This is a genomic window from Thiomonas sp. (genome assembly GCF_054608695.1).
On sequence record NZ_JBTRXV010000108.1, the window covers coordinates 1 to 11419 of the forward strand.

Annotated in this window: 9 protein-coding genes; 2 read left to right on the plus strand and 7 right to left on the minus strand. The window is 61.2% G+C overall.

What is annotated here, in order from left to right; genetic code table 11:
- A partial coding sequence (locus ACYCUK_RS21175; RefSeq protein ID WP_461596612.1) for an SIR2 family protein occupies positions 1-1053 on the minus strand: 1053 nt, incomplete at its 3' end.
- Positions 1054-1741: 688 nt separating this feature from the next.
- On the opposite strand from ACYCUK_RS21175, the gene ACYCUK_RS21180 reads away from it, so the two are divergent.
- Both ACYCUK_RS21180 and ACYCUK_RS21185 read left to right on the plus strand, forming a co-directional pair.
- Positions 1742-2437, plus strand: coding sequence for a reverse transcriptase domain-containing protein (locus ACYCUK_RS21180; protein WP_461596613.1), 696 nt, complete (start codon positions 1742-1744; stop codon positions 2435-2437).
- 183 nt (positions 2438-2620) lie between these two features.
- Positions 2621-4237 (plus strand): DNA cytosine methyltransferase, encoded by a 1617-nt coding sequence (locus ACYCUK_RS21185; protein ID WP_461596614.1) that lies wholly within the window; start codon positions 2621-2623, stop codon positions 4235-4237.
- Between the two features lie 24 nt (positions 4238-4261).
- Here ACYCUK_RS21185 and ACYCUK_RS21190 read toward each other — a convergent pair whose 3' ends face one another.
- The 6 genes from ACYCUK_RS21190 to ACYCUK_RS21215 all read right to left on the minus strand — a co-directional run bounded on the left by ACYCUK_RS21190 (position 4262) and on the right by ACYCUK_RS21215 (position 11361).
- Complete coding sequence (locus ACYCUK_RS21190) at positions 4262-4543, minus strand: hypothetical protein (RefSeq protein ID WP_461596615.1); 282 nt, start codon at positions 4541-4543, stop codon at positions 4262-4264.
- A 28-nt stretch (positions 4544-4571) separates the two neighbouring features.
- The gene (locus ACYCUK_RS21195) at positions 4572-6143 is read right to left on the minus strand and encodes a hypothetical protein (protein ID WP_461596616.1); all 1572 of its coding nucleotides are present in this window, start codon (positions 6141-6143) and stop codon (positions 4572-4574) included.
- Between the two features lie 267 nt (positions 6144-6410).
- The gene (locus ACYCUK_RS21200; RefSeq protein WP_461596617.1) at positions 6411-6869 is read right to left on the minus strand and encodes a very short patch repair endonuclease; all 459 of its coding nucleotides are present in this window, start codon (positions 6867-6869) and stop codon (positions 6411-6413) included.
- 46 nt (positions 6870-6915) lie between these two features.
- The gene (locus tag ACYCUK_RS21205) at positions 6916-8607 is read right to left on the minus strand and encodes an AIPR family protein (protein WP_461596618.1); all 1692 of its coding nucleotides are present in this window, start codon (positions 8605-8607) and stop codon (positions 6916-6918) included.
- Positions 8608-8690: 83 nt separating this feature from the next.
- On the minus strand, positions 8691-9674 hold the full coding sequence (locus ACYCUK_RS21210; protein WP_461596619.1) for a PD-(D/E)XK motif protein: 984 nt from the start codon (positions 9672-9674) through the stop codon (positions 8691-8693).
- Between the two features lie 10 nt (positions 9675-9684).
- Positions 9685-11361 (minus strand): Z1 domain-containing protein, encoded by a 1677-nt coding sequence (locus tag ACYCUK_RS21215; protein WP_461596620.1) that lies wholly within the window; start codon positions 11359-11361, stop codon positions 9685-9687.
- Between the last annotated feature and the right edge of the window lie 58 nt (positions 11362-11419).

An 11419-nucleotide genomic window follows, 5' to 3' on the forward strand; every position in this document is an offset into this window, starting at 1 on the left:
GTCCAGTGACGGGACGGGGTTGAAGTCAGCAAAGTGTTTGGCCGGCAGTCCCGACTTATCCGACAAGGCCCACAACATCCGGCCGACAAAGTCGTCTTGCTGTGTACTCGCCGATGGCCTTGCCAGGGCATTACTGAAGACGATGCGCTCCTTTCCCAGTGTGCCGTCGCGGTAGGTCTCTGCCCAAGCGTGCAAAGTCTTGTGCAGCGCCGCATGGTCGTGGCTGCCGGCGGGTACCTCGTAGAGGATGGGCGTGACGCCCTTGGCTTCCCACTCGATGGTCTTGCGGTGTTGCTGCCCTGGCGCGCAGTCGCCCAGAGCCCAAGCCTGCGGAGTAACTTCGCCCAGCATCCGGTCTGCGGCCAGCGCATCCATCATGTAGCGCAGCACCGGATCGTCAATGCTGTAACCCACGAAGCAGACGACGTAGTTGCGGAACAGCTCGCTCACGAAGCGGGCTGCCCAGCGTTCGGTGAGGTAGGCAAGACCAAAATCGCCGCTCGTGACCACCAGCCGGTTCAGGGCCGTGTCATCCGTTTTGTCGGGTATCAGGCCATGCAGGTATACCAGCCCGTCCCAGCGACTATTTTTCGGGATCGGCAACATCGGCGCGGCGTACGCCTGAAACGCTTGGCCTGTGCGCTTGGCCGCTGAATGAAACACGCGGTCGAAGTTAGTGGTGACCAGCCGCAGCGCGCCCTCGCGGCTGCGCGCCAGCCGCAATAGCGCTGCCTGCGTATCGGTGGCACCCTTGCGGCGTAATTTAGGTTTGAGTGCCTGCGCTAGCGCACGGCGAACAGCCAGACGCTGCCCCGGCAAACGCCGCTCGAGCAGGCCGAGCGTGGCGTCGAACTGCTTACGGCCCAAGGGCTCATGCTCAATGTCCGAGGGCTCCGTGCCATTTAGTCGGTAGATTTGTTCTACCAGCCCCTTGAAATCCGGCAGGCCTGCGGGATACGAAATACCCGCGCCGCAAAAGAACACCACGCGTCCCTCCTCATGCGCCTGCAAAAGAGCATCCGGAATGTCGGGGCCGCCGGTGATGAACTGCACATCTTTTCCTATTAGGACTTACACAAGCCAATAGCTGAATACGGAACTAGACTGGTTATTTATTTTCATTGAAGGCGTTAAATTGGCGAATTTATCTTGATATTTATGGCATTGCATTAGATAATGCTGTATATTCATTTCTGCGTGAAATTCGTTGATGCCAACTCGCCTAGATTATTGCCAATTCCTGCTTTCAAGCCACGTCAACTTTACGATAACCCATTATGCCGAGCATTCCAAGGACTTGAGTCATGACGCGGTTAATCGCTATCTTCGCAAAGACAAAATGACCTCTCATTTGATTTGGGAACATGTCCAAGGTGACATTGTCGGTGCGCCGGGAGACCGGCAAGGAGTAGGTGGTGCAAGTCCACTGCGATGAAGGAATAGCGAACCACATCGGCCCCGAGCCGTGCGCAGGCGCCCGCGAGGACGTCGGCGAAGCGTCGGTAGGGGAGCGCATAGGCCAGCCATTGAGCCTCGGAAATATCTTTCCTCTGGGTGCTGACGCTGTCGACAAGGCGGAAAGCAACACGTCCGAGCGCGCGATCGCGAGCGCCCGAACGACCTGGCGTGGTCGAAGACACTGGCATATGCGCACGCTCTTTGCACGGGAACCGGGAGATCTCGGGTTTGACCAGTCGCTGTACGGGCTGGCCCGCATTGGGAAGGCGAGGAGCCGAAGCCAATGATGAACGGACCCGAGAAGTCAGACTCGGTCGTAGTAGCTGTGAAACCTGCGAACAAGGCCGGGCAACCGGAGGCGGAGTGGGCGGAGCCAAGGACCGGGACCAAGGGGAACACGGAACAACCGCGCACGCGACGGACGCAGAGCCGCGATAGCGTGTCACAGGGGCTGGACCGTGTACGGAACGCTGCCAGGCAGCGGAAGAAGGAGAAGTTCACTTCGCTGCTGCACCACGTCACCGTTGACCTGCTGAGGGAATCGTTCCTGGCGCTCAAGCGCCGTGCCGCTCCCGGGGTCGATGGTGTGACATGGGAGAACTACGAGATGGGTCTGGAGGGCAACCTCCTCGACCTGCATGCACGGGTTCATAGCGGCGGATATCGGGCGCTGCCCGTCAGGCGACGGTTCATACCCAAGCCTGGCACTGACAAGCAGCGGCCGCTGGGTATCGCCGCGCTGGAAGACAAGATCGTCCAGCGCGCGCTCGTCGCGGTGCTCAACGCCATCTACGAGGAAGACTTCCTCGGGTTCTCGTATGGGTTCCGGCCCGGACGGAACCAGCACGATGCGCTTGATGCACTGTCGGTGGCGATCAGCGGCACCCCGGTGAACTGGATTCTCGACGCGGATATTCGGAGCTTCTTCGATTCGGTCAGCCAGGCCGACCATATCTGCGAATACATGCTGGGCTTGTAGCGTCAGACGGCGCTGGAGCCACACAAGGAATGGATTGAGGAATATGAGAGGACGCCGGAATTGAGCCTTCGGCGGTGATTGCGCACACTGTGCGTGTCAGCATCTGCCCTGGGTGCGCCCCCTATGGAGCTGGCTAAAATCAAAGGTTGCCAAAATGGAGCCCGGCCTGTCCCTGCCGGGCCCTTGCTTGGCGCCCCATCGGGCGCTTCCGATGCTTTCAGGTCTGAAAACGAGAAAAAAGATTCAATGACGCGGCGCAGTGAGATTCCGGTGATCGACTTGTTCGCCGGACCGGGGGGGCTTTGCGAAGGTTTTTCGTCCATTTTTGACGAAACCGGCGCGCGCCGTTTCGCCGTAAAAGTGTCCGTGGAGAAGGACCCCGTCGCCCACAGGACACTGCTGCTGCGGGCGATCTTCCGCAAGTTCCCCAAGGGCAAGGTTCCCGCCTGTTATTACGAATACATCCATGGCAAGATCACCCGCGAGGCGTTCTTGGCCCACACGGACATCAAGGATGCCGCCGAACACGCCGCCAAGGAAGCCAGATGCGCGGAGCTCGGACTTACCCCACATGCGGAAATCGATGCATGGATTCGAGAGGCGCTTGGCGATGAGACCGATTGGGTTCTCATCGGAGGACCGCCTTGCCAAGCCTACTCGCTGGCCGGCCGGTCGAGGCTGCGCAGCAAAGACCCGAAAAAGTTCGAGGCCGACGCCAAGCACTTCCTCTACACCGAATACCTGCGGATCATCCAGGAGTTCGCCCCAGCCGTCTTCGTGATGGAGAACGTCAAGGGGATGCTCAATTCCAAGAATGCCGGAAAGCATATCTTCGAGCGCATCCTCGCCGACCTGAAGGCGCCACGCGAGGACCTGAGCTATGTGGTCAGATCTCTGGTGGTCAACAAGGACGAGCTCGATCCCAAAGATTACGTGATCGAGGCCGATGACCATGGCGTCCCGCAAAGCAGGCACCGAGTGATCCTCTTCGGCATTCGTTCGGACGTGGCCGAGGCGACCACTGCGCTTGAAGCAAACCCAAACAGCTTCCTGCTTGCGAAGATGAAGAAGAAGGTTGGCGTGAGCGCCGCCTTGGCGGGCTTGCCGCCGCTGCGCAGCCGCCTATCCAAGGAGCCTGACTCGCAGGAGGCTTGGATGAAGGCTTTGCGCGAGGCGCCTCAAACGCTCAAAGGGTGGCGCGTTCCATTGCGCAATGTCATCGAGGCCGCGATGGAGAAGTTCACCAAGCGCGCCGAGAAGCACGCGACCTCTGGTTCGACGTTCATCCCCATGGTTGTCGATCCGGGGGAGGCTATGCCCAAGGACCTTCGGGACTGGTATCTGGACCCGAAGGTCGGGGGCGTCCTCCAGCACGAGACTCGCAGCCACATGCGGTCGGACCTGCATCGATACTTGTTTTCCTCCTGCTTTGCGGCCACTCAAAAATATGCGCCCGACCTGCACAACTTTCCGCCCAAGCTGTTGCCGGCCCACATAAACGTGGATGAAGAGACGATCCCATTCAAGGACCGCTTCCGCGTGCAGTTGGGCAAGTTTCCTTCGTCCACGGTGGTGGCCCACATCAAGAAGGATGGGCACTACTACATCCACCCCGACCCTGCGCAGTGCCGCAGCCTGACTGTGCGCGAGGCCGCCCGCTTGCAGACCTTCCCCGACAACTACTTCTTCGAGGGAAATCGCACCGAGCAATATGGACAGATCGGCAACGCGGTCCCTCCACTGCTAGCCAAGCAGATCGGTCAGATCATCTTCAATTTCATGTCTTCGCCGCGCGTGTGAATCCGGGGCCGGAAGGGCACAGAGTTAATCCGCGATTCGAAATCCCTGCGACTTGGCCAGATTCCAAGCTTGGTCCCACAAGTGGCCGTATAGCTCCATGCCGCCTTCGTCGGCCACATCCATGCCGTATTTCATGAAAACCTCGTGCAGGAACATGTTCGCGTCGCAGAAGTCGTGCGAGTGACAAATGCCGGAAATCGTCTCGCTGCTGTTGCGCAGTGCGACCTCCTGCATTTGCTCCGGCGTCAAATAGGCATGAAGCGCTTGGCTGAATTCGAGGGCGAGTGTTTCAATGGTGGGGATCATGGTGGCAGGGTTTGAGGGGGATGGCCCGTTATAGCGCGCTGCCATGCGGCCCCAAGGCATCGCCGCCTGCCTTGGCCTCGGTTTGATTAGTCCGATTCCAAAAATCGTAGATGTGAAGCGTGGCTCCGGCCACTCGCATAGACGCTGGCATCGGCTGGACGTCAGGCACCTGCCCGTGCTCTTCGAGCAGCCGCGCGTGAACGTCTCGCATGGACCAAGCGGAAGGGCCGATTTCCATGCGGGCGCGAACAAACTGCGGCCAGACTGCCATCGCCAAATCAGGCGCCTCGGTCTTGACCCCGTAGCCTTGCGTGCGGACAGATGACCTCGAAATGGCGAAGAGCAGGACACCCCTGACGGCCTCGCGCCGCTTCTGCTTGAGCCGGAGCGATTTGTCGAGAGCGGAGATGCCGTTCTCCTCGATCCACAACTTGACCTTGCCCGACCAGTCCACCAACTCGGCGGAAAGGTTCGCGGCCTTGCTTTGGAGCTGGCGCACGTCGTTGGTGGAGTAGTCCTGCCACTTCAACTGGAAGAGCCCAACATCGCCAGTGATACGGTCGTAGATGATCGCGTCAATGTCTGTCAGGACCACGCCGCCTCGGCGTAATTTGAGGTTGCCGGGGAAGCGGATGTATCGCTTACCGCCGAACATGCCGTAGAGCTGTTCCCGCATCCAATCCTCGCGGTCAGCCGCGACGGCGTGTTCAGTGCGTGGGTCGAGCCACTGATGTTGGGTTCTCACTGCGGTGAACGGGTTTCGGGTCAGGCACGACACCGGCCGCAAAATCAAGCCGTTGCCTAGGTCGAAGAGCAAGGGGATCAGGGGCGTCGAGTGGTCAGCCAGCTTTTTTGCCTGCTCCGATGTCATCGCCAGCGCATTGAATGCGGCATGGACCAAAGGCTCGGACCGCCCGCTCATTACGGAGATCGACTCTTCCAACGCGGCTCTTGGCCCCCAGATGGTCAGGCTCTGGGCGACCGACACTTGGTCAAACAGCTTCTTCGCTACCGACACGCAACCAAAGTGCTTGGCGTGAAGGCTGATTAACGCGGCGCTCACGCCTGCGATGTCGGCACCTTTGATGGACCCCAGCTTTGCGTCGGCGTGAATGCCTGAATCCTCGCGCCAAGAAGTCGCCAGGGCCAGCGCTTCGGCCATGTAGTGCTTGTCCACCTCAATTCGGGCGTCGTAGGCCACCATGAAGCCGTATCCGGTGTCCCATGGTCGCACGAGCGGCTTGATGAGCTCCTCGATGTCTGGCCTGAGCCAACGCTTGACCGGCGCATCGGCCAAGGCCAAGTAGTTGCCGGGCATGCCGGGAAAACGGAAGACGTCGCGCATCGACGCCATCGTCCAGCCGGGGCTCGACGAAGGCACTCGCGCTTCTGCGGCCTTGAGGCGGTCCATCTCCGTGGCATCGGCGAACTGCGCTCGCGCGTCCTCGCCCATGCGAATTTGGAATTCGTCGCCATCCCGGACGATCTCCATGATGCCCCGCTCGCTCATGTCGGCAAGGCGGCGCAGCAGCGACACCTTGCCGAACTCTTGCATGATTCCAGCGGCGAATCCACGCGATTCTTGGGTGCTCTCCATCATGGGGAAGGCGCCAGGCTGCTCTAAGGGCTCAAAGAGTTCGGCGACAGCCCTGTTCCACCCCCAATACATGAGGTCGAACGATTGCGAGACTTTCTCCCTGTCGCCTATAAGAGCCGGGGCATGCGTCCCCCAGTAGTCCATTGCGCGAACCACTTCGATGAACAGGACGAATCGGTCTAGGCGGTCGGGGGGAAGTCGCTTGTGAACCTCCGCCAGGTGGGTCTCGGCTAGGTCTCGCAGGGCTTGGGCGTTTGAGTCGGCCATGGCTCAGCTTGGTGATGGGGTGCCGATCTCGCCAAGCCGCTCCCCGCCATCAATCCATGAGCCCATGGCGCCTTGCAGGCCGGCGGAAGCCTCGGCGTCTCGCGTCGAGCATTCCCAAATGCACAGCACCCGCCAACCCAACGCTCGCAGACGCTCGACAGCGCGGCGGTCGCGCTCCACGTTGGCCTCGAACTTTGCTTTCCAGAAGTCGGGGCGAGTGGCAGGCATCTTGGCGTATCGGCATCCTTGGTGCATGTGCCAGAAGCAGCCGTGGACAAAGATGGCGACTTTGCGGCCGGCCATGACGATGTCAGGGGTGCCAGGCAGATCGCGCCGATGCAGCCGAAATCGGTAGCCCGAGGCGAACAGCAACCGGCGGACAAGGAGCTCGGGCTGCGAGTTCTTGCCCTTGATGCTGGCCATCATCCGGCTGCGGTCGGCGGGGGAAACGACATCAACCATGGGTTTTGTCTTGAGGTGTCGCTGGCCGAGCCCCGCGCTGGCCGGCCTACTTCACTTCCGGGATGTTGGTCGCCGGGGCCGAGTAGCTCGCGCCCATCACGGCTTCCTTGCATTCCGGCCGCTTGGCCCACTCGGAGACCATCTTGCCGCCAGACGAGGAGTGCAGCACGTCGTTGACCTCCTTAGCCCACACGGCGATCTGCGCTAGCAGCTCGGGCGAGGCCGCCTGCCTAGTCCAAATCCGATCAAGGTCTATGCGGTCGCCGAGCTTCTCCGCCACCAGCGACACGGTATAGGCCGTGACGTTCGCTTGGAAGGCTTGGAACATCGGACGCAAGAGCTTCTGCGCATCTCGGTATATCTTGGCCTTTGCGATCATGGCCTTGAAGTCGGCGACGGTCGGCAACGGCGCTTCTTGTCCTTCGGCCGGCGTGAGCGTCGCCATGAACTTGTCAAAGTTCTTTTGCGAGCCGAGGCTGACGATGTCGGGCTTGCGGTCCCACGCGGTGATGTATTTGGCCAGGTCGGTCTTGGTGATGCGGCGGCCCGTGGGGATCGCCTCCTTCAACACCCTGAGCTTGGCGGGCGTGGTGCCTTCGCGGGCCAGAAGCGTGTTGTAGCTGCCGGAGGCGCGCTCGTAGAACCACTGGCCGACGCCATCGGGGCAATAGACAGAGCGCGAGAGCTTCTCGATCTCGACGTGGAATGGTTTGTTGGCCGACAGGTCCGATTGCCGCACGGCGTTCTGGCTGTTGGCGAAGCGCGAGATGTCCGAGACGAGCGCTTCTTCCTTGGCCGAGTCCTGGGCGCGCATGACGATGATCTTGGCCGGCACGCGGACGCGGCTCAGATCGGTGTCGGGATACTTCTTCTTGGCGAAGTAGATCGAGGCGGTGGTCTGGCCTCCATTGACGATTTGCAGGCCCTTGAGCCAAGCGATGCCGGCGGAGCCGTCTCCTGGCCTGCCCAAGCGCATTTCGTCGGCCACGATCACGATGCCGTTGTTGTAGGCCATGAATCGCTCTGGCGCGGAGCGCAGCGTGTTTTGGATGCCGGCGTTGACACCCTTGCCTTTGACGCTCAAAAAGGATCGGACGTTGGCTTCAAGCAATCGGCCGCCGAACTTCTCATAAAGCAGGCGCAGAGCCTCGGCGGGAATGGCCGTCAGCGCATAGTCGTAGTCGTCGTTCTCTCCTGGCACGAAGACGCAGGGAAGGGGCGCGCCGGACACTTCGGTGAAATCGACCACCAGCTCATCGCGCGGCTTGCCCTCGGACCAATGACGATGCAGCCGCTCGATGTCCATGACTTCGACGCGCACGGCCTTGCCGCCGATTTCCTTGGTCTTGAAGCTCTTCGACTTCGCCACGCGGTCGGTCAGGACATAGACCCGGACTTGTTCCAGGTCGTTGTAAATGGCCTGCAGAGTCTCGGCCAGCGAGCGCAAGTCGCTGGACGGATCGAGCTTCTGAGCCATCTTGCCCTCTGCGCAAAACTTCAAGAATCGCAGGCACTGCTCTGCGGCGATCAAAGTCTCGGCGTCCGGGACAGGGGTCGGGACATCCACGTTGTCATACAGGCTGACAAAGAGGTCCAGTTGGTCGCCTTCTTCGGACAGTGAATAGCCGCTCAGGCGCAAATTCGCGTTGCCGACCTTGATGGGGCCGGAGTGGCATTCGACAGGTTCGAAGGTCATGCCGATTTCAGACATGTGCTCCATCACGATGCCGGTGAACACCAGCTCTTCATAAAGCGCGCCATCTCGCATTTGCGAGCGGACGGCGGCCTGCGTCTCGCGTAGGAATTCAGGCAAATTCATTCTTAGATCGCTCCCAGTTTTTTTAGCGCGGCCTCGGCGCCGATGTTCTCTCCCGGCGCTTTGTCGAGGTCGATTTCATACATGGCCCTCATGATGCCCGCTGGCACGGTGCCCGAAGTCAGCCGGGGGAAGCCGTCGGCGACTTGGACGACTCGGGTTCCAGCCTGCTCAAACCGCCGTGGATAGCGATCGGCATGCGAATCAACGTAGCCGGCAGCGAGCAGCCGCTCAGCCAGGAGCCGCTCGGCTTCCGCATCGCCCTTGATCGTCAACCGCATCGCCTCGACGATCGCCGGCAGGTTCTGCCCGCTATCGGTTTGCCGCAGCCGAGCGCCGGCCACGAAGAGGGGCTGGCGCGTCGAGTCGTCAAGTTGCTCGAGCGAGCCGATCTTGGCGGGGAAGCCCGCCGATGACAGCGTGGCCTTGACCTCCAAGGCGCCCGTGCCGAGCTCGAAGTCCTGAATGCCATCCAGGGGGCCGACCCAAGATTCGATGGCCTGCGCCGAAGGGACGCCCGCGTCGATGATGGCCCGCAGCAGCGTGAGTTCGCCAATCAAGCCGATTTCAGCCTCGGGGCTCAGCGCCTGCGTGCCCTTGCGCATGAATTCCTGCCAAGCCCCCACGCGGCCCGTGAGGACTCGCAGGAGCTTGGCTTCATCGACGCTGGCGGCCACGGCGTCGTCGAGGGCGCCGACGACATCGCACGCCATGGCGGCGAAGAGCTCCGCGCTGCCAGCGGACTTCCGGGTCAGGGCAAGCCAAAGCCTGCCATTACCCTCGGGGTCGGCGCGTTCGACCGCGAAGCCCTGTCCCTCGGGGAGCTTGTCTGCGGCGGCCAGCCGCGCGGTGGGGAAGCCCACCAGCAAGGCTTCGGCGTTGTCAGGCGATCGCCGGCCCGCGCGCACTTGAAGCGGGCCAGCAGAGGGCAGCGAAATGGCTTGCCATCCTGGCTCGGTGTCGGAGCTCGTGAGCGACGACCAGGCCATCAAAAATTCGTTACTCGGCCGGGCCATATTCCTGCTTCCAATAAAGGAGGTTGACTTCGTATTCAACCTGGACGCCGTTCTCGCAAGAGGGGAAGGCGATGGCGAACGCCATGATGGGCTTGTCCCAGTCCGGCACGATGAGGTTTTCAGGGAGCTTGGCCTTGCCCTTGTAGTAGGGGGCAAGGGTGTAAAGCAGCAGCAAGCCGCGATCGGCCTCGCCTCCAAGCCTGTCGCGCGACTCACGGATGCCCTTGCCGCTGGGGGCGGATGGCAGGTTGACTCTGTTGCGAGCGGGATCGGGCTTCCACGCCGCGCGGGTGCGCGCCAGCGCATCTCGCCAAACGTCGTCATCAAGGTCAATGCCCTCGTCCTTGGGATCGGTCAGCACGCCGATGGCGAACATCGCCAAGTCTTTGATGTCTGGCGGGTCGGGGTCTTCAGTCTTTCGGGTTTGGAAGGAATTGACTTCGAAGTCGCCTGGGAAGACATGTGTTTCGCCAACTCCGTCGCCGCCGGTCAAGAGAGCCACGCTCCACTGCTTCAATTTTTCGATGTCGATCATCTTCGAGATGAAATCGGCAAGGACCGCAGCCTTGGCTCGATCAGCGTTGGGGTGGGTCTCATAGGCCCCTAAGAACGCAAGCACCTTGGGCGCATCCACGTCTTGCCACAAGCGGGCGCCGGGCCACGATTCTGCTTCGCCATCACGCGGATACTTCGGCGCGTCCACGAACTTCATCCCCAAAGAGGCGATCAAGGCATCGGTCGCATCGAGGTTCGCCTTTTGGATTTTGGCGTACCGGTGGAAGAGGATGGTCTGCGGATGAGTGCCGCTGTAAGTCAGCGACAGCGTCTGCGCGTTGCGCATCTTCAAGGGCGAAGTGACCGTGAGGATTTCGTGCGACATGACCTTCAAGCCGTATTGCTCCGGCGTGAGATTAGCCTTCGCCATGAAGTCGAACTCTTCGCGCAGCTCCTCGGAGGCGTCGGCGATGTGGCCGAACCACCTGACCAAATCCGTCGAGGTGTAGAGGCGGCAGAGGTCAAGGTAGCCAGGCCGGTATCCGAACCAGCGGCCCATCTGCATCAGCGTGTCATACATCTTCGTCGTGCGGACGAAGTAGCTTGTGCAGAGGCCTTCGAGGGTCAGGCCCCGCGCGAGCTTGTCGCCGCCCACGGCGATGACTTTGAGCGCGGCGCCCGGCGTCGCGTAATCCAGGGCGTCCTTGGCCGTGCCGTTGATCGACCGCACGACGATGTCGCCCAAGACATAGGGCAGCTTCGCGACGAGGTCATCCCAAGCGGGCAGCGCGGGAGGACGTTCCTCGGTTGGCGAGAGCGCGAACACCGTGTCGCGCGTTGAGACGAAGTCCTCGTCCCAGAGCTTGCGCAATTGAGCGAGCAACTCATCGGCATCTTCGTTTCGGGTGATCCTCTGCCGCATGCGGCGGACGGTCTCTTCGACTTGCTCGCGCACATGGTCCTGCACCGCCACGTATCGCGTGACGTGGATCAGCATGGAGCTGTGCTCGCCGCCTTGGCCTCGCAGCTCGCGGGCCGCGCAGGCGAGCACGAAGGAATGGATGGCATTGCGCAGCGACAGTGGAACGATCTCTTGTCTGAACCGCCCCGGTTTTTGAGGAGGCTCCAACCTTGAAGAGAATGGAGCCATGAACAAGTCAAACAAGTTTTCCCCTGAAGTCCGCGAGCGCGCCGTGCGGATGGTGCAGGAGCACCGCGGTGAG